Annotated in this window: 22 protein-coding genes; 10 read left to right on the forward strand and 12 right to left on the reverse strand. The window is 68.2% G+C overall.

The window, feature by feature from the left end; all coding sequences use genetic code 11:
- Nucleotides 1-16: 16 nt before the first annotated feature.
- Both NE235_RS28775 and NE235_RS28780 read right to left on the reverse strand, forming a co-directional pair.
- Nucleotides 17-1627, reverse strand: a complete 1611-nt coding sequence (locus NE235_RS28775) for a caspase, EACC1-associated type (protein ID WP_308206169.1) — start codon at nt 1625-1627, stop codon at nt 17-19.
- Entirely contained in the window at nt 1624-1968 is a 345-nt protein-coding gene (locus NE235_RS28780; RefSeq protein ID WP_252808410.1) for an effector-associated constant component EACC1, read from the reverse strand. Before NE235_RS28780 ends, NE235_RS28775 begins: the two co-directional genes overlap by 4 nt.
- A 129-nt stretch (nt 1969-2097) precedes the next feature.
- Here NE235_RS28780 and NE235_RS28785 point away from each other — a divergent pair, with 129 nt between their 5' ends.
- Nucleotides 2098-5199 (forward strand): DUF3427 domain-containing protein, encoded by a 3102-nt coding sequence (locus NE235_RS28785; RefSeq protein ID WP_252808411.1) that lies wholly within the window; start codon nt 2098-2100, stop codon nt 5197-5199.
- A 100-nt stretch (nt 5200-5299) separates the two neighbouring features.
- On the opposite strand, the gene NE235_RS28790 is transcribed toward NE235_RS28785, so the two are convergent.
- From NE235_RS28790 to fxlM, 7 genes are all read right to left on the reverse strand, one after another.
- Complete coding sequence (locus NE235_RS28790) at nt 5300-6109, reverse strand: hypothetical protein (protein WP_252808412.1); 810 nt, start codon at nt 6107-6109, stop codon at nt 5300-5302.
- A 73-nt stretch (nt 6110-6182) separates the two neighbouring features.
- A complete protein-coding gene (locus tag NE235_RS37780) occupies nt 6183-6314 on the reverse strand; it encodes a hypothetical protein (protein WP_289849355.1) in 132 nt (43 codons plus the stop codon).
- The gene (locus NE235_RS28795) at nt 6311-7456 is read right to left on the reverse strand and encodes a radical SAM protein (RefSeq protein ID WP_252808413.1); all 1146 of its coding nucleotides are present in this window, start codon (nt 7454-7456) and stop codon (nt 6311-6313) included. Before NE235_RS28795 ends, NE235_RS37780 begins: the two co-directional genes overlap by 4 nt.
- Nucleotides 7457-7563: 107 nt before the next feature.
- A complete protein-coding gene (locus NE235_RS28800) occupies nt 7564-8172 on the reverse strand; it encodes an HAD family hydrolase (protein ID WP_343885554.1) in 609 nt (202 codons plus the stop codon).
- A gap of 14 nt (nt 8173-8186) precedes the next feature.
- Nucleotides 8187-9524, reverse strand: coding sequence for a helix-turn-helix domain-containing protein (locus NE235_RS28805; RefSeq protein ID WP_252808415.1), 1338 nt, complete (start codon nt 9522-9524; stop codon nt 8187-8189).
- Between the two features lie 189 nt (nt 9525-9713).
- Entirely contained in the window at nt 9714-10583 is an 870-nt protein-coding gene (locus tag NE235_RS28810) for a hypothetical protein (protein ID WP_252808416.1), read from the reverse strand.
- Nucleotides 10584-10812: 229 nt separating this feature from the next.
- Complete coding sequence (gene fxlM, locus NE235_RS28815; protein ID WP_252808417.1) at nt 10813-12030, reverse strand: methyltransferase, FxLD system; 1218 nt, start codon at nt 12028-12030, stop codon at nt 10813-10815.
- 104 nt (nt 12031-12134) lie between these two features.
- Here fxlM and NE235_RS28820 point away from each other — a divergent pair, with 104 nt between their 5' ends.
- The 3 genes from NE235_RS28820 (at nt 12135) to NE235_RS28830 (ending at nt 15686) form a co-directional block, all read left to right on the forward strand.
- Entirely contained in the window at nt 12135-12647 is a 513-nt protein-coding gene (locus NE235_RS28820) for a P-loop NTPase family protein (RefSeq protein ID WP_252808418.1), read from the forward strand.
- Between the two features lie 284 nt (nt 12648-12931).
- Nucleotides 12932-13777: an LLM class flavin-dependent oxidoreductase gene (locus NE235_RS28825; RefSeq protein ID WP_252808419.1), complete on the forward strand. Its 846-nt coding sequence runs from the start codon at nt 12932-12934 to the stop codon at nt 13775-13777.
- 253 nt (nt 13778-14030) lie between these two features.
- A complete protein-coding gene (locus tag NE235_RS28830; protein WP_252808420.1) occupies nt 14031-15686 on the forward strand; it encodes a serine/threonine-protein kinase in 1656 nt (551 codons plus the stop codon).
- Here the strand turns inward: NE235_RS28830 and NE235_RS28835 are convergent.
- Entirely contained in the window at nt 15665-15835 is a 171-nt protein-coding gene (locus tag NE235_RS28835; protein WP_252808421.1) for a hypothetical protein, read from the reverse strand. The two genes, NE235_RS28830 and NE235_RS28835, sit on opposite strands and share 22 nt — an antisense overlap.
- On the reverse strand, nt 15832-16794 hold the full coding sequence (locus NE235_RS28840; protein ID WP_252808422.1) for a hypothetical protein: 963 nt from the start codon (nt 16792-16794) through the stop codon (nt 15832-15834). Before NE235_RS28840 ends, NE235_RS28835 begins: the two co-directional genes overlap by 4 nt.
- Nucleotides 16795-16963: 169 nt before the next feature.
- On the opposite strand from NE235_RS28840, the gene NE235_RS28845 reads away from it, so the two are divergent.
- From NE235_RS28845 to NE235_RS28855, 3 genes are read left to right on the forward strand one after another with little or no spacing between them, the layout of a single operon-like run.
- Complete coding sequence (locus NE235_RS28845) at nt 16964-19165, forward strand: MMPL family transporter (protein WP_252808423.1); 2202 nt, start codon at nt 16964-16966, stop codon at nt 19163-19165.
- A gap of 5 nt (nt 19166-19170) precedes the next feature.
- A complete protein-coding gene (locus NE235_RS28850; protein ID WP_252808424.1) occupies nt 19171-20313 on the forward strand; it encodes a sensor histidine kinase in 1143 nt (380 codons plus the stop codon).
- Nucleotide 20314: 1 nt separating this feature from the next.
- A complete protein-coding gene (locus NE235_RS28855) occupies nt 20315-20953 on the forward strand; it encodes a response regulator (RefSeq protein WP_252808425.1) in 639 nt (212 codons plus the stop codon).
- Between the two features lie 136 nt (nt 20954-21089).
- On the opposite strand, the gene NE235_RS28860 is transcribed toward NE235_RS28855, so the two are convergent.
- Nucleotides 21090-21941 (reverse strand): helix-turn-helix domain-containing protein, encoded by an 852-nt coding sequence (locus tag NE235_RS28860; protein ID WP_252808426.1) that lies wholly within the window; start codon nt 21939-21941, stop codon nt 21090-21092.
- Nucleotides 21942-22083: 142 nt separating this feature from the next.
- Between NE235_RS28860 and NE235_RS28865 the strand changes: the two genes are divergently transcribed.
- From NE235_RS28865 to NE235_RS28875, 3 genes are all read left to right on the forward strand, one after another.
- The gene (locus tag NE235_RS28865) at nt 22084-22890 is read left to right on the forward strand and encodes an alpha/beta fold hydrolase (RefSeq protein WP_252808427.1); all 807 of its coding nucleotides are present in this window, start codon (nt 22084-22086) and stop codon (nt 22888-22890) included.
- 138 nt (nt 22891-23028) lie between these two features.
- A complete protein-coding gene (locus NE235_RS28870) occupies nt 23029-23658 on the forward strand; it encodes a sulfotransferase family protein (protein WP_252808428.1) in 630 nt (209 codons plus the stop codon).
- 101 nt (nt 23659-23759) lie between these two features.
- The gene (locus tag NE235_RS28875; RefSeq protein ID WP_252808429.1) at nt 23760-24386 is read left to right on the forward strand and encodes a sulfotransferase family protein; all 627 of its coding nucleotides are present in this window, start codon (nt 23760-23762) and stop codon (nt 24384-24386) included.
- Nucleotides 24387-24422 lie beyond the last annotated feature (36 nt).

The raw sequence follows: 24422 nt of genomic DNA on the forward strand, positions 1-24422 counted from the left end.
CTTCGATCACTGGCCGTTACGGGCGGTGCAGCGCCCGGTGATACCTTATGTATTCCAACCCGACTCGGTGATTGCGCTTCACACGCAGATCACCAACGACTTCTCCATCCTCATCAATCACAGCATAGTTGTCATTGATGACGAACGAGCCCAACGAAATAAGCATGCGATGATTCGGGCACAAGCACAGGATGTTCTCTGCAATGTCCGGCCCGTGGTGGGGTGCGCTCAATCCGCGAAGATGTAGCGTTTGCGCGAACCGCATTCCGCCCGGAATCTCGAGAAAAATACCGCACACCTGGCATTCATAATCATGCACCCGCATGACCGATTCGGCTATACGCCGGTCCTGATATACATCATTTGAGACAAGCTCCCATTGATTGGGGGCCACGTTACGAGATCGGCCGATGCCACCGTCACTCTGGAGCTGCTCGAGCCGAAACTGTAGAACGCGAAATCCATCCAATCCCTTAGTGGTCCAGTATTCTCCTACAGAGAATAGGCCGTCATATCTGAAACCCACCGGAGGAGAGTGATTAGGATCGCCACCAGCCCCCCGAATTACCCTCACCGGCAGACCAGTCACGATATTTCTCAGCAGGGCCGCATTACCGGGATCCGTCGGGTCCTGATCCTTAACCTGTTGCTTTGTGTCTTGGTCGCGCCCGCCATGCCCCGTGTAGATGATCACACTCCCGAAATCTTGGTCGTCTTTATAGCCGCCAGATACAACGATTGATTCAGCACCTCCCCGGGCAGCAGAGCCGCAGATACCAGCCCGCAACTGCCGATGGATGTGGGCGTCATACAGCGACCGGCGATCAGGGAAGACGGCCCCCACCTCAATTCCCCTGTATTGATGACCGAAGGCAGCTATCGAGACTCTTGAATTCTTCTTGATCCCTTGGTTCTTGACGAGAGGAAGCTGGCCTATCTGGTTGTAGCTACGCTTACGCGGCAAGGGCAAGCCCTTGCTCCGCATACTATCCCTCAGGTGGCTATAAATATCATCCAGGGTTATCTCTTCCGGACCGTTTGGCACTCCAGCGTCGATGAGCTTTATCAATTCACCCGTGAACGCCGTCAGGTCACCATCAAGAGGCGCAATTGCCTGCTTATCCGCGGACGTCGCAGCGAGGATATAGGCACCATCTATGTCAGCAAGGTCGACGACAGCGCCTACCGAGTCCGACATTGCGCCGATAGCGCGCCCGCTGTAACAGCAGTCCAGAATAACTATCGTGCGCTTGGCTCGACCCTCTAGGAGGAGGTCGCGAACGTGGTCGTAGGAGACTGCGGTATATGGACGCTGCGAATCAGAGTCACAGAGCGCGAGGTGGAGCTGACCTTTCTGATCAATGAAGCCGTGACCCGCAAAGTAAAAGATCAGTGTATCAGTCGCCTCATGTGCCGCCTCTCTGAGAGGATCCAGCATTTCAGGGTTTGTCAGAGGGTCACGAACAAGCTTACAGTTTTGCGGCGGTAGGCCCCAAATACCCTGACTACAGAAGACCCTTTGAAGCGAATCGATATTGTTCGATGTGCTAGGCAGGGACCCAAGAATGGAGTACTCGCTAACACCCACGAGGACGGCTCGCGACTTGGCACCACTTGGCAGCGTCACGACTCGACCTTTCCGATAGCCGAGTATATCTTGGCAGCCATCTCAGGATCGGCGCCGTCTATGGTTACCTTAATCCCGTCACGCTCAATCGTGACGGTGCGATGATTACGGCGCGTGGAATACCAGCTGGCGAACGCAAGAGCGAAGTTCCCCACCTGGAACCCCTCATCGAGCACCATTTTGATGGCCTCGAAGGATGCACCCATCTTCCCAGGCTCAGGCAAGTCTGAGGATAGGGAGATAAGCGCATCGTGCCTGATATCCGGATCGTCACGCAGCCACTGCAACAGCGAGCGGAGCTCGTCTGCAGCGCCGTCACCACTTACGGAAATGTTGATCATGGTCGCAGCTTCCCCCATGTCCCTCGCTGTGCACATGCGGAGAACAATTTAGGGCAAATCCACCCCGAGTGCATGCAAATCGCCGATCTTGGTCTTCGCCCTGGTAACGACGCCGCGTACAGTGCCGCCATGCCAGAAGCTCAGCCCGGTGTCTACGAGCACCTCATCACCACGGCTGTCCGTAGACAGCTTCAGTGCATCAGCGATGATCTTGTGCACCGTAAGCGGCTAGGTGATGAGGATGCGGGAGCGATCCTCGGCCGACACCTATCTCAGCTTGTAAGCCGGGCTCTGAAGCTCGCCCGCGAGGCAGACAACGGACGAGACCCGGTGGCAGCACAGGTGGCGATGGCCAATCGGATCGCGGAGGCCATCGCCTCTGTCATGGCTGATGCGGTGACCAGTGACGACTTCGTCGCTGATGGACATGAGGTGCTGCTCGCGGTGGCTGCTAGCCGGCGACCTGACGGGACCGTTGCGTTCCCCGACCGACCCGACATCCCTCTCTCGACCAGCGCTCTCCTCGTCAACGGGCACGAACAACCCCAAGTCGGCCGGCAGGTAGTCAAGGAACTCGACTCTGCTGACCAGGTTGATCTGCTCTGTGCGTTCATCAAGTGGCATGGCCTGCGGCTGATCGATGACAGCCTTCAGCGTTTCATCGAACGAGGCGGCAGGATGCGGGTGATCACGACGACCTACATCGGCGCCACCGAGCGTAGGGCGCTCGATCGGCTCGTCGGCATGGGCGCCGAGGTCAAGATCAACTATGAAACGCGCACCACTCGGCTCCACGCTAAAGCTTGGCTGTTTCGCCGTGCTTCGCAGCTGGACACCGCATACGTCGGGTCGTCGAATCTGTCCAAGACAGCTTTGACAGACGGTAAGGAGTGGAACGTCCGGCTCGCCCGCGCGGAGCAACCGCACCTGCTCGACACCTTCCAGGCGACCTTCGATGAATATTGGGCAGATCCCTCCTTCGAGACGTACGTCCCGAGCCGGGATACCCAGCGACTCGACGAAGCTCTCAAGAAGGAAGCTGGGGGACCCACTGACCTCCCACTTCAGATCACCAACATTGCGGTTACGCCCTATCCCTACCAGCGCGAGATCTTGGACGAGGTCCAGGCAGCACGCAAGCTACACGGCCACTGGCGGAACCTCGCCGTCATGGCGACCGGCACCGGCAAGACTGTCGTTGCCGCGCTCGACTACAAGCGGCTGCGAGCTCAAGGCGCTGCTGAGTCGCTCCTGTTCGTCGCGCATCGCAAGGAGATCTTGCAGCAGAGTCTCTTGACCTTCCGGCAGACGCTGCAGGACGGATCGTTCGGGGAACTGCTCGTCGATGGCCAGCGACCGCAGGAGTGGCGACACGTCTTCGCCTCGATCCAGTCGCTATCCCGCCTCGACATCGAACCGGACCACTTCGACATGGTGATCGTCGACGAGTTCCACCACGCGGAGGCGGCAACTTATACCCGGCTGCTTGATCACCTGAAGCCGAAGGTGCTGCTCGGCCTCACCGCTACCCCAGAACGCACAGACGGTGCCGACATCCTTCACTGGTTCGACGGCGGTAAGCCGACCGTGGAACTTCGGCTGTGGGAAGCGCTGGAACGAGACCTCCTTGTCCCATTCCACTACTTCGGGATCCACGATGCCACTGACTTGTCTCAGATCACATGGCGACGTGGCACCGGCTACGACATCGCAGAGCTGACGAACCTCTACACCGGCCACGACGCGCGTGTCTCCATGGTGATCAAGGCGCTGGCGGACAAGCTCGCCAACGTCCGCGACATGCGTGCCGTCGGCTTCTGCGTCAGCATCGCGCATGCGGAGTTCATGGCGACGCGCTTCAACCAGGCAGGTATCCCGTCAGTCGCGGTCACCTCCGCGACTGATCGGAGCGCGCGGGAGCAAACGCTCATCGACCTGCGGAACCGGGAGATCAACGTTGTCTTCACGGTCGACCTGTTCAACGAGGGCGTTGACGTGCCCCAAATCGACACAGTGCTCTTCCTCCGCCCCACCGAGAGCGCCACCGTCTTCCTCCAACAGCTCGGCCGAGGCCTGCGCTTCGCCGATGACAAGCCATGTCTCACGGTCTTGGATTTCGTTGGGCGTCAGAACGTCAACTTCCGCTTCGACTTGCGGTACCGAGCGCTTACGGGTGACAGTCCCCGCCAGCTCGAACGCGACATCCATGACGGGTTCCCCACCCTGCCAGCCGGCTGCCATATCGACCTCGATCGCGAGGTCAGCAAGCTGGTGCTGGAGAACCTCAAGCAGGCACTCAACGCTAACAAGAAGGCGATCCTCGCTGAGCTGCGCAGCTCGGCGGAGCGGAGCCTGGCCGGCTTCCTCGACGAAAGCGGGCTCGAACTTGAGGATCTTTACTCCGGCTCGCGAGGAGGCTGGGTCGGCCTTCGCCGCGAAGCTGGTCTTGAGCAAAGGATTCCGACAGATCCTAAGGATGACCGTAGTCTCGCCTCCGCGATCGGTCGGATGCTGCACATCGACGATCCTGAGCGGATCGGCTTCGTCCGCGATGTGTTCTCACAAAACGAACCGCCTCGGCCGGCAACCTTCGATCATCGCCGACGGCGCCTTCTAGCGATGCTTCATGCATCTGTGGACAGCAGCCTGCCGCTGAGCGCCCTCGCCCGGAATCTTGCGCGTTTCTGGCGGAACCCGGCTCGCAGGGATGAAGTCCTAGAGATCACTGAGGTGCTACGAGCGCGTCTTCACCGCATCACCCCTCCGTTGGCCGAGGCAAGCCACATCCCTCTTCGCCTCCACGCCACCTACACCAAGGACGAGATTCTGGCTGCGTTCGGCATGGAGAAGCCACGATCGTGGGTGGCAGGCGTGCGCTGGATGCCTGAAGAGCAAGCCGACATCTTCTTTGTAACGATCAACAAGACCGAAGATCACTTCTCACCGCAGACGATGTACAGCGACCGAGCTATCAGTCCTACAGAGTTCCAGTGGGAGTCCCAGCATCTCACCCGCGAGAGCTCCGAGACCGGTCAGCGGTACATCCACCACGCGGACCGAGGGTCGAGCGTCCATCTCTTCATCCGCGAGTACAAAGGCGACCCATTTACCTACGCAGGCCCGATGACGTACGAGAGCCATGAGGGGGAACGCCCGATGCGCGTCCGCTGGCAACTAGCCTATGAACTCCCTGCGGACGTCTTTCACTACGCAAAGGTCACGGCAGGGTGATGTTGACGATGATCGAATTCTCCTGCTTCATTCAACGCGTCATATCGATGCTAAGCAGCGGGGATACTCTGCCGATGCCCCATAGCTCCACCGGCCACCACTAACACGTGATGACCCGCCGATGTGCCGCCCACGCTCGGGCGGCATTAGCCATGTTCCTGATCCACTCCGCCGAATTGCCGTTGGCGATCTCTTCCCACATCCTCTCGCACGCTTGTGCGAAGACGACTAGTCCCTCCGCTGGCGCGGCCTGCCAGGCGGGCAGGCTTTCCACTACCTGTTCTGCTGAGGTCGCCCTGTGCCCGTTCCCGATCAGCCTCAGGATGAGGCATGCCGGATCGATCCAACCGGCTCCCCTCGTCGGCCAGGCCCAGTCGATAAGCAACGCCTGGTCATCGGCGATCAGCACGTTGAGCGGGTTGTAGTCGGTGTGAAGGAGCCGGTCACCCTTGAGCCATTCCAGATCCGCAGGCGCGTCCACGTACGTCCGCCAGCGATGTTCCGCCACTTTCACCGGCAGGTCTGGGCACTGGATCGTGCCGAGCGCCGTCATAGCTTCAACGATCTTCGGCAGGTCGGCGGACCCGGGCCGGTAGTCGGCATGCCGGCCGTCGATCATCTCGAAGCCGAGCACGTCCCATTCGCCCTGCACCCGCCACAGCAACCGGGACGACAGATGTGCGACGTACGGGTTGATCACCGCCTCCATGTCCTGGTTCCAGCGCCGCGGGTAGTCGCGATGCAGTCCCTTGACGAAGACAGGCCCGGCCTCGGTAGCCAGTACGGCCGCCACCGCGGAGTTCAGCCCTTCGGACACGGTCTTCGCCGACCACACCGCGCCGGTGCGCTCCTCGACTGCTGCCCTGGTCCCAGCAGGAAGGTCTTCCCAGTGGATGCGTTCGACCGCCATGTGTCCCCCTTGCTGGCCGTGGCGAAGGGCCGCCCCGCGACATCGTAGGGCGGCCCTATCCCTCGGGCGACGGTCAGTACGGCTGGTCGTCGCCGGCACTACACGAGCACATGGCCGTCTTGACCAGCGTGTCGAGGTCGTCGACGAACTCGGGCTCGGACAGTGCCGTAGTCGGCTTGGGTCCAATGACAAGATCGATGGTCATCCAGCTACCCCCTCTCTCGATTCCCGGTGCTGGCAGTAGGTCGCCAGCGGAGCTTTGGCCTTGCGGTAGAGCTGCACGAGCGGCATGCAGGTGCCGCACGTGCTCTGAAGCGAGCAGCCGGTGCATCCGCCTTGCCGGAGGAGGAGCGAGTCTGCGATCTCTCCGAGCCGACGAAGCCCTTCTACGCCTTCCGCGACGAGCGGGATATTGGGGTTGCGTCCGATCTTGCAGATGCTGGCCGTGCCGTGTGGATCGACGTGGAAGAAGCTGTGGCCGGCGTTGCAGCCGGTGAACGGCTTGCGCTCCCGGAGATGCTCGACGGACTGCGCGGGCAGCGTCTCTGCACCGCCGTAGATCGTCGGCGCCATGTTCAAGTAGAGGTGGTGCGGCACTCCGAGCGCGTCGCCCATGGCCTGCATCTGCTCGACCTCATGGGCATTGGTCTTCGTAATGATCAGGCTGAGCTTGAGTGGTAGGCCGGCCTCGTGCGCTGCGGTCAGCCCGCGGCTGAACGCCTTGAACGCACCCCGCCGCCGGGTCAAGCCGTCGTAGCTCGTCTCCGTCGCGCCATAAACGCTGATCGTGATTTCGTGCGGTCGCTGCGTCGTCAGCAGCTCGAGGATATTCGGGTTGGCCAGCCTCGAGCCGTTGGTGAGGATCGTCAGCATCATGCCCAGCCGATAGGCCGTGCGGTAGACGTCCGGGAACAGCTTGTCGATCATCGGCTCTCCGCCCGTGAGCTGAAGCCACAGCACACCGGCATCCCGGAGGATGTACAGCAGCTTCTCCCGTTCTGGCCAGGCCAGGCCCTCGAAACGCTTGAGCCCGAGATAGCAGTGCTCGCAGTCGTAGTTACAGCCGAGGTTGAGTTCGTAGGTGGCCCGCACATACCCGTACGGCGATTCCGCCCGTACGACGGCCGTCTCGTTGAGCGGTCGGTCACTGATGTCGACCTGCCAGCCCCCACGTACGGCATCGACCAGCCACATCGGCGCGTGGCCGCCGTCAGTGGCCGTCTGGCAGAGCTCCCGGTACTTGTCGCGGGGGAGCCGCAGGCCGCTGTGGCTGCCCGGCCGCAGCACGAGGTAGTCACCGGAGAATGGAGAAACGATCAGTTCGTGCACATTCCAGGCGTTATTCATCGGCCGCCTTCCCGTGAGGGTGACCTTCGCCTGGACAGTAAGACGGCGGCAGCCTTCAATTCCGGAACCGGGTTACGGGGTAGGAGCCTGGTTCCTGATGCCGCAGCTCAGCCGAGCTGAAGAAGCTGTTCGATGCGAGCGATTCCTGCCTCGACATCGTCGAAGAGCACTACAGCCATGCCCAGCCGTTCGGCCGGGGGCAGGTTGTGCGCGGTGTCGTCGACAAAGACACACTCCGAGGGTGGAATGCCCATCTTGTCGGCAGTGAGCTGGTATATATCCTCTCCGGGCTTACGGAGCCCGACTCGGTCGGAGATCACGACAGCGTCGAACCTTTCCTCCAGTCCGTACCCGTCGTATGGGTTATAGCTGCCAGTCCCCCATGAGTTAGACAAGATCGCGGTAGCGCTACCCGCCGCACGAGCACGGTCGACCAGGTCCAGGACCGGTCGGCACGGCCGTAGGTCGGCGAGAATCTCGCCCAGCAGGCCGTCGGCGTCGACGCCCAGGAGTCGCGCCAGCGTCGCTTCATACTCACGCTGCGGCATACGTCCATCCTCGACTTGGGCCAGCGCCGCCCGGCCCTCCTCGGAGTTACGCAGGACGTTCTCGACCGCGGCCTCCCCCAGACCTTCCCGGACGCCGAATGCCCGCATCGCTCCGTAGAAATCCGTGGTGACCACTCCGCCGAAATCCAGGATCAGTCCCCGATACAACTCTCAGCCTCCGATCACGAGATCGCCTTCAGCTCGATCAGCTTCTCACCGAGTCGCCGGACCGTCGGCGTCCGGGTCGATCGGACGGTTTCGAACAACCTGGCTACCCGCTTCAGACTGTCGGCGTGCCGAGTGTCGCTGATGATCTGCAACGCGTCGAGAGCATGTTCGGCGCCATCGTCGACCTTTCGGTCCCGGACGTATGCCTCAGCAAGGTCGATGTGGGCAGTGCAACGATGCTTGCGCAGTGCTGGATCCAGCCGTCCGAGCGCGGCCAGTAGTTCGTTCTGGGCTTCGGCGTACCGGCCGAGCCGCATGAGCCCACCACCGCGGTAAGCGGTCACCTTGTCTGCGTTGAACACACCGATGCCGAGCCACGGTCGCGCAGAGCCATCGCGTTGAAGATGGGAGTCGGCCTCCTCCAGCAGCCGTTCGCAGTTTCGGTCTTCACCGCACGCAGCGTGCATCTCTGAGGCAACGGCCGACAGCCAGCCGTGAGTGACCGGGTGGATCCCACGTTCTGCCAGATAGAGCGCACCGCGGGCGAAGCCAACGCCGGCTCTGAGGTCACCATCGTAGGAGGAATGGAACGCCCGACAACCAAGGGCGAACGCCAGGAGCTCAGGGTCGTCGATGTGCTGGCCTGCCCTCGCTGCGACGGCCAAGTACTGCCGGGAGGACTCGAAGTCGCCTAAATCCAGCATCAACATGACGCCGACCAGCGCGGCCATCTGCCCGATCATCGACACTACTCGGTCACGGTGCTCGCCAGCGTCGGGAGCAAGCTCCAAGAGTACGTTTAACGTTCCGTAAGCTGGTCCAATCAGCGAGAACGCTGAGGAAGATCGATAAACCTGGCGATAACCGAGTGTGGCCTGTTCTAAGCCCTTCAGAGTTTCCGTATCCAAACGATGTTGCTGCGACAGAGTCGTTGCAAGCCGGTCCCCGAGGTCGCGCGGATTGGCCGGATAGCCGCCAAGTAGCTCTAGCATTCCCATGACCGAGGCGGCCGCCTGCCCGAAGAACCAGCGACGCTTCATCTCAGACCACATCTCCCAGTCTCGCGGATTGATGACCAGGTGCATGAACTTCAGGCTCTGCCGCTGCTCAGGCTGCTCCTCCTCGCCACTGGCTCCCGTATCCAGGGCGATCAAATGAGCCAGCCGGACACCGAGGAGAGTGGAGATCTTCTGGGCGAGGTTGAGACTGTCGAGGCGTATCACTCCAGTCTCCACCTTGGACACCCAACTCTCACTTCGCCCGATCAGGTCTCCGAACTGCAACTGTGAGAGCCCCTTGCGCCGCCGAGCCTCCGCCATACGGCGCCCCACTACGGTGTCGCGCTCGTTCATGGGCACACCGTCTCCGCTGGTGTCGTCCGCTGCTTCCAGGCAGCATCGAAGCTAATGCATCAACCGCTACATGGCCCAGCACAATAGAAACATCCCCGACCTCCGGAACGCTCGACGTCCTCGAGCCGCAGCTATGCCACGTCCGCGCATGCGCGTCCCGTTCCTGGCGTGCAGTGACGGCAGTAGCGATCAGCGTGATGATCTTTCCGGTCGGTCGTCAACCAGATCGTCATTCTCACTGTCGGCGGGAGGGTCGGCGGCGTTGAGTTCGGCGGCGGTGGCGGCGAGGGCGGCTCGGCGTTTGCGGAGCGTGGCCACGCGTTCGTTGACGGAGAGGGTCTTGTGGGGGGCGGCGTTGACGACGGGGACGCCGCGGTCGGCGGCGGTGAGGGCGAGGGCCTCGCCGATGTGGGGCATCGTGCATAGGGCGAGGCTGGAGAACAGACCGGCGGTGACGGTCTTCTCCTTGCGGATCCTGCCCCGGTAGACGATCTCGCAGGCCACCCGGTCCGGGAGCTCGCCCTCCGGAGGGTCCTCCATGCGGTCCTCCAAGTCCACGGACATGGCCATGACGATCTGGAGGACCTTGGTGACGGCCCACTTGCGGCCGGGGACCGGGGGGAGGCGGTCGCGGAGGTCGTCGATCGCGAAGTCCCAGATGGCGCCGCAGGCGAGCTCGGTCACCGTGCGGGTGCGTACCTCGGTGACGCGTTCCCACTCGACGTAGTCGCCATCGAAGCCGATGCCGGCCGGGCCCACCGCGATCGCGCCGAACCTGTCCAGCGGGGCCAGGAGTCGGCCGATCAGCTGGGGGGCCTTCGGGTGCCGGGCGATGATCGCGCCGATCGACAGGCGCCACTCCTCGGTCAGGGGGAGGACGGGTGGCGGGACGGACGCGAGCTGTTCCAGCACCCAGTCGTTGCCGTCCCGCGCTTTCGCGGCGGCGGTGCCGCCGACCTGGGCCGCGCCGCGGCCGGTGACCCGGGCCGCCTTCGCTCCGGTGTCGAGCGCGGCCGAGGCCGTACGCCGGACGTCGCCTACGCGGTCCCTGAGGCCCATCGAGCTCCTCCTCATCCCCGTCGGTGCGGCCAGAGCCTACTGGGCGGGATAAGAGCCGGTCGAAGCCTGTTCGGTCGACGGGTGAGCGGCGCCCGGCCCACAGTGTGATCACTTCGAACGAGGCGCTCACCCAGAGGTACGCAGCAGAGCGGGAGCGCTAGCGGGCGAGCGATCACTCTCGTCCGTGCCTGGCCCTAACGGCTGGGCGTTCTCATCTCCCAGGGGTTCGTCACCAGCTGATCGTCACCCGCGTGGCGGGCCGAATGATGAGCATGCCGGGCGCGAGCTCCTCACCAGGGGTACCGGCGGGGTGCGCGGTGATGATGGGTTGGGAAGGCCGGTCGTTGTCCCATTGGTGCAGCAGGTCGCTGAGGCTGGCGGCGAGCTTGACGCTGTCGGGCCCGTGCGCAATCACGCCGAGCTCGTTGACGTCCTCGCTGCAGGGGCGTACCGCGATGTAGGCGATCGTGCCGCCGTCGTACAGGCAGGCGCCGGCCCAGCGCCGGGCGGGGTTGATCAGGCCGCTGTCGCGGGCTGCGGTGGTGACGGCCAGGCGGCCGAACCGGCTGGCGCTGGTGGCCAGCCACAGGTCGAGGTGTTCGACCGGTTCGTCGTCGCGGACCCGTAGTCCGGTCCAATGCTCATGGGCGGGGTGGGTGAGGGCCTGGGTGAGCAGGTCGTCGTCGTGGGGGTCGCGGGCGTCCAGTTTCAGGACGACGTCGGGGCTGAGCTGGGTGATGTGGTCGCCGTGGGCGGCGCTGCCGCGCATGGGCACGAACCCGCACACGCGCGCGTGGCTGCTGACCATCCGGCCCGAAGAATCGAGGTCGAAGGCGATCGAGCGGGTCAGGCCGCTGCCGTGCAGGCGCAGCGGCACGACGATCCGTCCGCCGGGGGCGAGCTGCTCCCACCATGGAGAGGGGATGTCCCACGCTTTGGCGGTGACGATGATCCTGTCGTACGGGGCGCCGGCGGGATATCCGGCGGCGCCGTCCCCGCAGATCACCTCGACGTTGCGGTAACCGGCCCTGGCCAGCGCGGCGCGGGCCCCAGCGGTCAGGTCCTCGTCGATCTCGATGGTGACGACTCGACCGGCGTCGCCGGCCACTTCGGCGATCAGGGCAGCGTTGATGCCGGTAGCCGCACCGATCTCCAGCACCCGGTGGCCGGGGTGGACGTCCAGGTCCTCGAGCTGGGTGGCGACCAGGTTCGGATGGGAAGCCGAGGAGATCGCGCTGCCGTCGGGGGCTCGTTTGGTGATGACAATTTGCGGGGCGTAGGCGGTCGCCAGGTCGACGCCTCCCAGGAACAGGTGCCGCGGCACGGCGAGGAACGCCCGCTCTACCTGCGGGGTACGGAACGTGCCGCGCCTGCGGATGTAGTCGACCAAGCCGGCCCGGAGCTGCGCGGGGTCAAGTCGCGAGGTGCCCATGGTGTCGTTGGTCACCGCTGTCAGCGTAGCCGCAGGTGCGGCGGCGAGCGGTGCACTTCCGAGGCCGGGAGGCTCCAGGTCCTGGGATCACGCCGGTTCCCCCGGTAACCTGCGGCAACGTGGACAGGATCGCCATCATCGGGTGCGGCGGAAGCGGCAAGACAACCATTGCGCGCAGGCTCGGAACAACGCTCGATGTCCCCGTCACCCACCTCGACGTCGCCTACTACGACAACGAGTGGAACACCCTGCCGAAGGAGAAGTTCGCCGCGCTCCAGGAGGAACTCGTCGCGGCCGACCGCTGGGTGATCGACGGGAACTACGCCTCGACAATGCCGATCCGGCTCGAGCGGGCCGACACCGTCATCTTCCTCGACCTGTCACCGCTCGCCTGCCTATGGGGCGTCGCCCAGCGTCGCCTCCGCCACGGTGGCGGCCAAAACGATCAGACCGGTGTTTACGACCGCATCACCTGGAACTTCATCACGTACGTGCGGAACTACCGCCGCACCATGGCACCCCGCGTCCGGTCGCTAATCGCCGAATACGCCGATCACGCCCAGGTCCATGTCGTGAAGTCACGTCACGCCGCCAACGCCCTCACCACCCGCATCGAGAGCGGTTCGATCTAGTCATTTCCGGGAGGCGATCCATGTCCACCACCAGCCCGTTCCTCGACTCCGTACCTGTCCTGTACGCGACGTCGGATCCATCCGCCGCTCTGAATGTCTATCTTCGCCTGGCCTAGCGTGATCATTTGGCTTGCCGAGCGGACGGGGGTCGGCCTACTGTGTGATCACTTCGAACGAGGCGCTCACCCAGAGGTATGCCGCAGAGCGGGAGCGTCCCACCTCGATGAGGTGCTGGAGGGGCGGCAGGTTGTCTTCGTCGACCCTTCCCCTCGGAGGTCTCTGTCATGAACGTCGGTATCGGTCTGCCCATCGGCGACCCGGCTCTCCTGCTCGACTGGGCGCGGCGCGCCGACGCCGGGCCGTTCAGCACGCTCGGCCTGCTCGACCGGCTCGTCTTCGACAATCCCGAGCCCCTGGTGGCGCTCGCCGTCCTCGCGGGGGCGACGTCCCGTGTCCGCGTGCAGACCGAGGTGCTGCTGGCTCCGCTGCGCGACACCGCGCTGCTCGCCAAGCAGGCCGCCACGCTCGACCGGATGACCGGGGGCCGGCTGGTCCTCGGCCTCGGCATCGGTGGTCGCGAGGACGATCACCGGGTCGCGGGCGTCGACCTGCGTACGCGCGGTCGTCGTCTCGACGGGCAGCTGGCGGTGCTGCGGCGCGTGTGGGCCGGGGAGCCGTACGGGGACGGTGCCGGGCCGATCGGGCCCGCGCCCGCGCGTACGGGCGGGCCGGAGGTGCTGTTCGGCGGGTTCAAGCCGGTCGCGCTCGAACGGGTCGCGCGATGGGGTGACGGGTTCCTCGCCGCCGCGGCGCCGTCGCGGGCGGGCGGGCTGTTCGACACCGTCCGTACGTTCTGGAAGGAGTACGGGCGCGAGGGCGAGCCGCGGATCGTGGCGCAGGTCAACGTCGCGCTCGGCTCCCCGGCCGTGGTCGAGGACGCCCGCGCCCGCATGCGCGCGTACTACGCGTTCACCGGTACGGCCGATCGGATGGTCGCCGGGATGCTCACCACGCCCGGCGAGATCCGCGACGCGATCGCCGCGTTCGCCGATCTCGGCGCCGACGAGGTGATGCTGTACTGCTACGGGCTCGATCCAGCCCAGGTGGACCGCCTCGCCGACGTCCTCTGAGGGCTCCGGCGGGGCGGGGCGGCGCCGGCCTCACTCGCGCGAACCGCGGGCCGCGTGGCCGCCCGGCGAAGGCGACCGCGCGGCCGCCGGTCACGTTCCGGCCCATCCCAGAGATCATTTCGTTACCCGCCGCGTCCGAACAGTCCGCACGGAGTGAGCGTCACACTCGCGAACAGGAAATGATCTTGGGTGCCTGACGTGCTCACCGATCTCACGATCGGGCATGGACGGTTCGGCGGTGTGGAGGAGCGCGGTGACCGGTCGAGTTCTGTTGCCCGGCGACCCGCGGCGCCTCGGGCCGTACGAGCTGATGGGGCGTCTGGGTGCGGGCGGTCAGGGCGTCGTCTACCTGGCCAGACGTGCCGACGACACCGGCGAGTCCCCGCAGCGCCTCGCGGTGAAGATGCTCCGCCAGGACCTGGCGATCGACGACGCGGCGCGCGCCCGTTTCGTACGGGAGGTCGCGGCGGCCAAGGAGGTCGCCCGGTTCTGCACGGCGCAGGTGGTGGACGCCGACGTGACCGGCGACCGGCCGTACATCGTCAGCGAGTACGTCGACGGCCCGTCCCTGCAGCGGCTGATCTCGGAGAAGGGGCCGCGCAACGGCGCCGATCTGGAACGGCTGGCGATCGCGACCGCGACCGCGCTCGTCGCCATCCACGACGCCGGGATCGTGCACCGCGATTTCAAGCCGCACAACGTCCTGATCGGCCCGGACGGGGCGCGGGTGATCGACTTCGGCATCGCGCGCGCGTTCGACGCCGGGGCCACGATGCCCGGCCGGATCTTCGGCACCCCGCCGTACATGGCGCCCGAACAGCTGAACGGCGGTGTCATCACGACCGCCAGCGACGTCTTCGCCTGGGCGTCGACCGTCACGTACGCGGCCTGCGGGCACCCGCCGTTCGGGAACGACACCTTCGAGGCCGTCGCCGCCCGCATCCTGGCGCACGAGCCCTTCCTCGGCGAGCTGGAGAGTCCGCTGCGCGATCTCGTCGCCGACTGCCTGGCCAAGGACCCTGCCGACCGCCCGTCGGCCCAGCAGGTGCTGCTGCGTCTGCTCCGGCGCAGTGAGGCGGTCGCCCGGCCGGCCGGTGACGCGCCCGCCGGCGCGGCGGCCACCACGGTCATGCTGGCCGCGGGCACCGCGCTCGCCGACCCCACGGGGACCGCTTCACTGCCGAGCACCCTGCCCGGGGCGCTCGGTGCCGCCGGTTCCCGCCGGAGCGCGGCGGGCGTACTGTCCGGGGACACCATCGCACCCGCGGACGGTACGCCCGGCCTGGAGACCTCGCCGTGGTCCCGGCAGGCGCCGCCCGGGGAGGTGCCCGCGTCCCGCGAGACGCCCGGCACGGCGAGGCCGCGACGGCGGAGGCGGCGCGTGGTCGTTCTATGTTCCGTGGCGGTCGCCGTCGTGGCCGTCGCGGCGGCGACCGTGGTTCCGGGCCTCGTCCGGGAAGGGCCTGGCACCACCGAGGCGAAGGCGGTCAGCAGGCTGCTGGGCTCGCAACTCGCGGAGGGGGACCCGCTGGCCGGGAAGCGCGCGGCGACCTGTGACGACGTCACCGCACTGCTCCCGGCGTTCGAACGGCTCGTGCGAGACCGCCGGCGGGAGTCGGCTCAGGTGAAGACCCTGCGGGTCGACCGGCTGCCGCACGGCGCCGAGCTGCGGCAGGCCATCGCCGACGCGTACCGGATCTCGCTCGAATCCGACCAGGCCCACCTCTCGCACGCCGAGTACGTCACGTCACTGGGCTGCGGCCCGCAGAACGCTCCGGACACCGGATACCTGCAGCAGGCGAACGCCGCCGACGACCAGGCCGGACCCGCCAAACGGCGGGTCGTCGCGCTGTGGACCCCGATCGCGCGGAAGGAGCACCTGCCGGTCTACCAGTGGAACCAGCTCTGACGTCCGGCCCTGGACGGCTCCCCGGTGCTCATGCCGGGCACCGGGTCATCGCCGAAGCGGCGCGCCATCGAGGCCAGGAGTCCGTCCAGGGCGGCTGCGGTCTCCTCGACGTGCAGACCGCCCTCCGGGAGCCCGACCGGGCCGGTCACTGGATGTTCAGGCGGATCGGGTGGGAGGGGTCCTTCGGGCAGGTGAAGACCCGTAGTTCACCGAAGCGGCCGACGACGACGTCCGGGTCTCCCCCGCTGTCCACGGTCAGGAACACCCGCATGCGCGCGCCGCAGGAACAGTCGATCGGGACCAGGTCGGTGAGGTGCCAGCTGGGCCACCCGCCGACCTTCCAGCCGGGGCGGCAGGCCAGGTCACGGTGGAACTCGACGCCGCGCTCCTCCGCCCAGCGGCGGCCCTCGTCGTGGAGGTCGCCGGGCAGTTCGTCACCGTCCGGGAGGTCGACGACCTCCAGCGGAGCGACGGTACACGGGTCCGGGAGGTACATGTCGTTCGCCTCGTCCGGCCGGGGAGGGGGCGGCGCCGTCTCCGCGACCGACGACGAGCGGTACCGCAGTTCGGCCGCCGGACCCCAGTAGTACGGCTGGCCGGGGAGGTCGCCGTGCTCGGTCGGGCACCACAGCACCTGCAGGACGTCCATCCCGGCCGGCCAGTGCTCCACGGGCACGTCCCGGGCGTACAGCTGGAGGACCGGAACCATCGGGACGCCCGGGCCGGAGGTGTCCTGCACCCAGCGGGACCGCTCCCAGGTGATCTGGTCGAGCATCGACGCGCCCGCCATGATCTCGTCCTGGAGCCGGGCCTCCTCTTCCGTGAGGACGAACCCCCCGCCCGGGTTCCGCCGGCGCCGTTCCTTCATGGCGCGGTCGATCCGCTGCCAGGTCTCGCGTTCCTCGTCCGTCAGGCGCTCGCGCACCATCGTCAGGTGCGGCGCGCGGCAGACCGGCCACGGCTCGTCCGCCGGCCACAGCAGGGGCCCGCCGACGGAGCTGTCACCGGTGCCGGGCGTGCCCGCGGCCGGGCGCAGCAGGGTCGCCGGGCGGGCGTACGGCGCGAACGCGGGGACGTCGGCGATCAGGGACTCGGCGGATGCCGGCACGGTCGTGAGCCTCTCCGTGGCGGGACGGCGGGGTCCTGATCATGGCATACACGCCCGTGCGGGCCGGCCCGCGCGGATGCCGGGGCCCGGCCGTCCACCGATCGGTGGACGGCAGGTTAGACCGGTCGATGCTGTCGGCGGCAATGGCCCCGCGACCAGCATGAACGGCATGAACAATCCCTCTGTACGCGTGGCGCGGTGGAGCGCCCGCCGCCCCTGGCTCGCGATCGCCGGGTGGCTCCTGTTCGTGGTGATGTGCCTCGGCGCCGGGATCGCGGTGGGCGGTCACGCCGCGACCTCCGAGGACTTCCGGGTCGGCGAGGCCGGGCGGGCCGAGGCCCTGGCCGCGAGCGGCGGCCTGCAGCAGAAACCGCTCGAACGCGTCCTGATCTCGGCGAAGGACGGCAGGGCACTGGACGCCGGCGCCGACGCGGCCGTACGGGACGTGCGCGCGCGGATGGCGCGGCTCGCGGAGGTCGAGTCGGTGGGACGGCCCGTACGGTCGGCGGACGGGCACGCCGTACGGGTCGACGTGACGATGAAGGGCCCCGAGCTGGAGGGGAAGAAGCACATCGATCCCCTCCTGGCCCAGACCGCGGCGGTGCAGCGGGCGCACCCGGAGCTGCGGGTCGAGGAGTCCGGCAGCCCGTCCATCAGCAAGGACGTGCAGGGGCAGCGCGGCGAGGACCTGTCGCGTACGGAGCTGTTCGCGCTGCCGGTGACGCTGATCGTGTTGCTGCTGGTCTTCCGTTCGGTGGCGATGGCCCTCGTGCCGCTGCTGCTGGCGATCTCCTCGATCATGGCCGGGGTGGGGCTGTCGATGCTCGCCTCGCGTGTCTTCCCCGACGCCGGGGTCGGCACGAACGTCATCCTGCTCATCGGCATGGCCGTCGGCGTGGACTACACGCTCTTCTACCTCAAGCGGCACCGGGAGGAACGGGCCCGGTCCGGCGGGCGGCTCACCCCGGCCGCCGCCGTGGAGATCACCGCCGCCACCTCCGGGCGCGCGGTGCTGGTCTCTGGCCTGGCCGTCGCCGCGTCCAGCGCGACGTTGTACCTCGCGGGCGACGTCATCTTCGGCTCGCTGGCGACCGGCGCCATCGTCGTCACGATCGCGGCCGTGGTCAGCTCGGTCACCGTCCTGCCCGCGCTGCTGGCCCTGCTCGGCGGCCGTACGTCCCGGCGCGCCGCGCGGAGGGCGCACGACGCCACGCGCCCGGCGGGCGATGACACCCGAATCCCGGCCGCGCTGCGCCCCGTCGCCCGGCGGCCCGTGCTCATGCTGGGCGTCGCGGTGGCCGCGATGCTCGCCATGGCGGGTCCGCTGCTGGGCATCAGGCTGACCGACGTCGGACGGGAGACCTACTCCCGTGAACTGCCCGCCATGCAGGCGTACGACCGGGTCAACGCGGCCTTCCCCGAGCTGAAGTCGGTGAACCAGGTCGTCGTCCGCGCCACCCCGGACCGGCAGCCGCAGGTCGCCGCCGCGCTGGACGCGCTCGCCGCCACGGTGAAACACGATCCGCTGTTCGACGGTCGCACCCGGACCCGCGTTTCGGCGGATCACCGGATCACCATGCTGGAGGTGCCCGTCCCCGCGTACCCGAGCGAGACCCGCGCGCAGCAGTCACTGAAGCACCTGCGGGCCGACCTGATCCCGGCGACGGTGGGCCGGCTCGCGGGTGCCGAGACCGCGGTCACCGGCGACGTCGCGCGGTACGCCGACTACCCCGAGCACCAGAAGCAGCGGCTGCCGCTGATCCTCGGGGCGCTGCTGCTCGTCACCTTCCTCATCACCGCCCGCGCGTTCCGCTCGGTCGTCCTCGGGCTGGTCGGCATCGTGCTCAACCTCCTGTCGGCCGCGGCCTCGCTCGGCGTCCTGACGGCGGTGTTCCAGCACACCTGGGCGGAGGGGCTGCTCGGCTTCACCTCGATGGGGTCGATCGGCTCGCGCGTGCCGCTGTTCCTCTTCGTGATCCTGTTCGGGCTCTCGATGGACTACCAGGTGTTCACGCTCAGCCGGGTGCAGGAGGCCGTCCGCGGTGGCGTGCCGGCCCGGACAGCGGTCCTGCGGGGCATCGGCGGGTCGGCCGGCGTGGTGACCAGCGCCGCGATCGTCATGGTGACCGTCTTCGCCTCCTTCGTCCCCCTGCACCTGATCGAGATGAAGCAGATCGGGTTCAGCCTGGCCGTGGCGGTGCTGCTCGACGCCTTCGTGATCCGACTGGTGATCCTGCCCGCGGTGATGCTGCTGTTCGGCGACGCCGCCTGGTGGCCGTCCCGCCGCCGTGCCTCCCGCTCCGGGGACGCCGCCGGGCCTGGTGAGGCCGTCGCCGGCCCCGAGGGTCGCGTGGCGGGGACCGTAGGCTGATCATCATGGCGACCCCCGACGACCAGATCCGGATTCTCCGCTGGTACACGCCGGTGTGGGTGCTGCTCGGCCCGGCGCCCGAGTTCGCGGCGGGCCTGACCGACCCGGCGGGTACACGGATCTGGTCGCTGGCGGTGCCGATCGCCCTGGGCCTCGCGGGCGCGGTGGCGGCGCTGTTCCCCGGGCACCGCCCCTGGTTCCCGTACGCGCTCGTCGCCGGGCTGGGCGTCGTGGCCCTCCTCCGGGACGGCGCCGCCTCCCTGTACGTCGTGTCGCTTCCCTACTTCTGGGTGCCCGCCGGCACCGCCCGGCGGTCCGTGCTGCTGAGCGGCGCCGGGGCGCTGGCCGCCGTCGCCGGAGGTGCGCTGAGCGGTCACCCCGCCGGCGGGAACGCGATCGTCACCGCGGTGGCCTGCGCCGCCGGAGCCGCCCTCGGCCTGGCCGCCCAGCGCACCCTGGCCCGGTCCGACGAGCGCGCCCGCCGCCTCGCCGGAGACCTGGCGACCACCCAGGCGGAGCTGGCCGAGGCGTACCGCCGGCAGGGCGCCGACGCCGAACGCGAGCGGCTCGCCCGCGAGATCCACGACACCCTCGCCCAGGGATTCGCCTCCATCGTCGTGCTCGCCGAGGCCGTACGGTCCGGGCTCACCACCGACCCGGACGGCGCCGCGCGGCAACTGCTCTCGATCGAGCGGACCGCCCGGGAGAACCTCGCCGAGGCGCGGGCGCTCGTCGGCTCCTCCCCCGCCCCCGGCACCGGGGCCGAGTCCGGGTCGATCGCCCGGACCCTCGGCCGCGTCCTCGACCGTTTCGCCGAGGACACCGGCCTCACCGTCGACGCCGAACTCGACGACGTCGACTGCGACCCGGCCGCCCGCATCGCCCTGCTGCGGTGCACCCAGGAATCACTCGCCAACGTCCGCAAGCACGCCGCCGCCTCCACCGTCGGCGTCGTCCTGACCCGGCAGCCGCACGGCGTCGAGCTGGAGATCACCGACGACGGTCAGGGCTTCACGGTCGGGGCCACCGGCGGATTCGGCCTCGCCGGCATGCGCCGCCGCCTCACCGACCTCGGCGGCGACCTCACCATCACCAGCTCCCCCGGCGACGGCACCCGCGTCCTCGTCGTGCTCCCCACCGAGGAATGACATGTCCGAAGACGTCCTCCGGGTCATTCTGGCCGACGACCACCCCGCCATGCGGGCCGGCGTCGCCGCCCTCCTCGCCGGCGAACCCTCCATCGCCATCGTCGGCGAGGCATCCGACGGCCGGGAGGCCATCGAGCTCGTCGAACGGCACGCCCCCGACGTCGCGCTCCTGGACCTGCGGATGCCCGTCCTCGACGGCGTCGCCGTCACCTCCCGGATCACCGCCGGTCCCGGAACCACCCGGGTGCTGATCCTCACCACCTACGACACAGACGCCGACATCGAGCGGGCTGTCGAGGCGGGTGCCGTCGGCTACCTGCTGAAGGACACCACGCGCGAACAGCTCATCGACGCGGTCCGCTCCGCCGCACGCGGCGAGACCGTCCTCGCCCCGCGGGTCGCCCAGCGCCTCGTCGCCCGGATGCGCCGCCCCGCCCAGCCGGCGCTGACCCCACGCGAGATCGACGTGCTCAACGCGGTCGCCGACGGCCTGTCCAACGCCGAGATCGGCGACCGGCTGGTCATCGCCGAGGCCACCGTCAAGACCCACCTGCTGCGCGTCTTCGCCAAACTCGACGTCACCGACCGCACCCGCGCGGTCGTCGTCGCCCTCGACCAGGGCCTGCTGAAACGCCCCTGACACGCCCCGGCACCGGCTCATGATCACTCGGCGTGCCGGTGCGGCGTCCGGGGGACCGCCGCACCGGCGTCCCCCGGCGCCCACCGCTCAGCGCTCAGCGCTCAGCGCTCAGCGCTCACCGCTCAGCGCCCACCGCTCAGCGGCCGCTGCGGGCGGTGCGCCAGCGGCCCGGTGACAGGCCCTCCTGGCGTTGGAAGAACGCCGTGAAGTTCGCCGGGTCGTCGAAACCGAGCCGTTCGGCGCAGCGGGCCACGGGCAGGTCGGTGTGGGCGAGGAGGCGTTTGGCCTCCAGCAGGATCCGCTGGTCCAGGAACCGCTTCGCGCCCACCCCCGCGCCCACCCGGGTCGCCCGGGTCAGGGTACGCGTGCCGTAGCCCAGCGCGCGGGCGTAGTCGCCGACGTGATGCCACCGGGTGAAGTGCTCCTCCACAGCGGCGCGGTACCGGTGGAAGACGGTGCCTCCCTCGCCCGCGGCGGCCGCGCCGGCCTGCCCGGCGGGGACGACCCGCAGGACGAGGGCCGCGAGCAGGTGGGCGAGCACCGGAGGCGAGGCCAGGCGCGGGTCGGTGACGGCGGCCGCGTGCTCCCGCGCCAGGTGGTCCGCCGCCCGTACGGCCAGGTCCCACGCGCCCGCGTCCAGGTGCCGGGTCGCCGGCGCGAAGGCGTCCCCCGCCGCGCGGGCGGCCGGACCGGCGGGCAGGAAGCCCTGCTCGAACAGGATCAGCGGGCCGTCGAGATCCTCGACGTCGGTCCAGCGGTGGACGACACCGGGCCGGATCCACACGACGCTCCGCGCCCGCAGGTCCTCATCGACGAAGTCGGCCGTGTGCCGTCCGGAACCCGACCGGACGAGGCCGAGGACGTGGAAGTCCGGGCGCTGCGGCCGGACCCGCCGGCGGCCGGGATCCATCCGCCGCAGCCGCCCGAAGCTCAGCGCCTCGACACCGAAGCCCGCCCCGGCGGCCGGGGAGTACCGCAGCTGCCGCACACCGGGGAGCCGACCGTTTTCCACAATGCCGACGCGCCTTTCGACCATGCCTTCCGTCCGGTCCGACCCTAGCGTTGATTTCAGATGACATTCGACCTGATCAGCCCCGTACGGGCGGTCCGGCACTCCGGAGGAGAACACGGTGACGACGGAAACCACAAGCGCGAGCGTGCCGGTGACCGGTGGAACGATCGACGTACGGCGGCAGGGGCGGGGCGGTCCGGCCCTCGTCCTGCTGCACTACTGGGGCGGGTCCGCGCGGACCTGGGACGCGGTCATGGACCGGCTGCCCGCCGGGCGCGGCGTCGTCCGGTACGACCAGCGCGGCTGGGGCTCGTCGCGGCGGCTGCCCGGCCCGTACGACCTCGACCGGCTCACCGACGACGTGCTCGCGGTCGCCGAGGGGCTCGGCCTGGAGCGGTACGTCCTGGCCGGGCACTCGATGGGCGGGAAGGTGAGCCAGCTCGCCGCCGCCCGGCGCCCCTCCGGGCTCGCCGGGATCGCGCTGGTCGCCCCGGCGCCGCCGCGGCCGGCGCCCATGGTGACGCCCGAGTATCAGCAGGTCCTGGCGCACGCGTACGACTCGGCGGAGAGCGTGGGGCAGGCGCTCGACCACGTCCTGACCGCCGTCCCGCTGGATCCCGCCGTCAGGGACGCCGTCGTGCGGGACAGCCTGGCGGGCGACGCGGACGCGCGGCGGGAGTGGCCGCTGCGCGGCATCGCGGCGGACGTCTCGGCGGCCGCCGCGCGGATCGACGTGCCGGTCCTCGTGCTGGCGGGTGAGAACGACCAGGTCGAGCCGCCGTCCGTCCTGCGGGAGCACCTCCTGCCCTTCCTCCCGGCCGCGCGGTTCGAAGTCGTGGCGAAGAGCGGGCACCTGCTGCCCCTGGAGGCGCCGGACGCCGTCGCGTCGGCGCTGGAGGACTTCGCCGCCGGCCTCGGCGGCTGAGCGCAGGCCGATCGGGCGCCCACGGCAGGCAACTTTACCCATTTTGTCAGCCTAGTGGCTGCAATCCGTCATGACTGGGGAGATGATCGTCTTTCCTGCCACCCGCCCCTTCGGGCGGACATCCAGGAAGGACGCGTCATGCTCGAGGTCATCGGCGCCGGATTCGGGCGCACCGGCACCCTCTCGCTGAAGCTGGCACTGGAACGACTCGGCTTCGGTCCCTGCCACCACATGACCGAACTGATGGAGGACCCCGCACAGATGGATCTGTGGGGACGGGTCGTCGCCGGGGAGCCGGTGGACTGGGACGAGGTCTACCGCGGCTACCGGGCGACGACCGACTGGCCGGGAACGCGCTACTGGCGCCGACTCGTCGAGCACTACCCGTACGCCAAGGTGGTCCTCACCGTCCGCGACCCGCGGAAGTGGTACGAGAGCGTCCACGAGAGCATCTACCGCACCAGGTCCATCCCCGTACCCGAAGGCTTCGTCACCCGAGGGCGGGAACTCGTCGACCAGATCATCTGGGAGGGCGAATTCGGCGGCCGGTTCGAGGACGCCGACCACGCCATCGCGGTGTTCAACGCCCACAACGAGGCGGTGCGCCGGGAGGTCCCCGCCGAACGCCTCCTGGAGTTCCAGGTCGGCGACGGCTGGGAGCCGCTCTGCGGCTTCCTCGGCGTGCCCGTCCCCGACCAGCCGTTCCCGCGCAGCAACGACCGGCAGGAGTTCGCCGCCCGGGTCGCCCAGCGACTGAAGGACCGGTAAGGGACCCCGACGCGGGGAGTGGCGCGCGATTCGTGCCGGTTCGTCCTGCTTTGAGGCGGGGAGAACGCAAACGGGAACCGCCACTCCCCGAGGGGGACGCCGTGCTCGAAGTGATCGGGGCCGGATACGGCCGTACGGGAACGCTGTCACTGAAGCTGGCGCTGGAACGGCTCGGGTTCGGCCCCTGCCACCACATGATCGAACTGATCGACGACCCGGAGCAGATCGACCGGTGGGCACGCGTGATCGAGGACGGCGACCGAGACTGGGACGACGTCTACCGCGGCTACCGCGCCACCGTCGACTGGCCGGGCGTCGCGTTCTGGCGCGAACTCGTCGCGCACTACCCCGACGCCAAGGTGATCCTCACCGTCCGCGACCCGCGAAGCTGGTACGAGAGCGCCCGCGACAGCATCTACCGCGCCAGCTCCATCCACCCGGACGACCCGCTCGGCCTGCGACGGCGGCGGCTCGTGCACCGGCTCGTCTGGGAGGGCGACTTCGGCGGCCGGTTCGAGGACGCCGAGCACACGATGGCCGTGTTCACCGAGCACTACGACGCGGTACGCCGGGAGGTCCCGGCCGGCCGGCTGCTGGAGTTCGGCGTCCGCCAGGGCTGGGAACCACTGTGCGGCTTCCTCGGCGTACCCGTCCCCGGCGAGCCGTTCCCCCGCACCAACGACCGCCGCGAGTTCGCCGAACGGATCGCCCAGCGGCAGGGACGATGACGGTCTCCCGCCGAGCCGCTCGAGCGGGTATACAGC

Source organism: Actinoallomurus spadix (assembly GCF_024055725.1).
Classification (GTDB): Bacteria; Actinomycetota; Actinomycetes; order Streptosporangiales; family Streptosporangiaceae; genus Actinoallomurus; species Actinoallomurus spadix.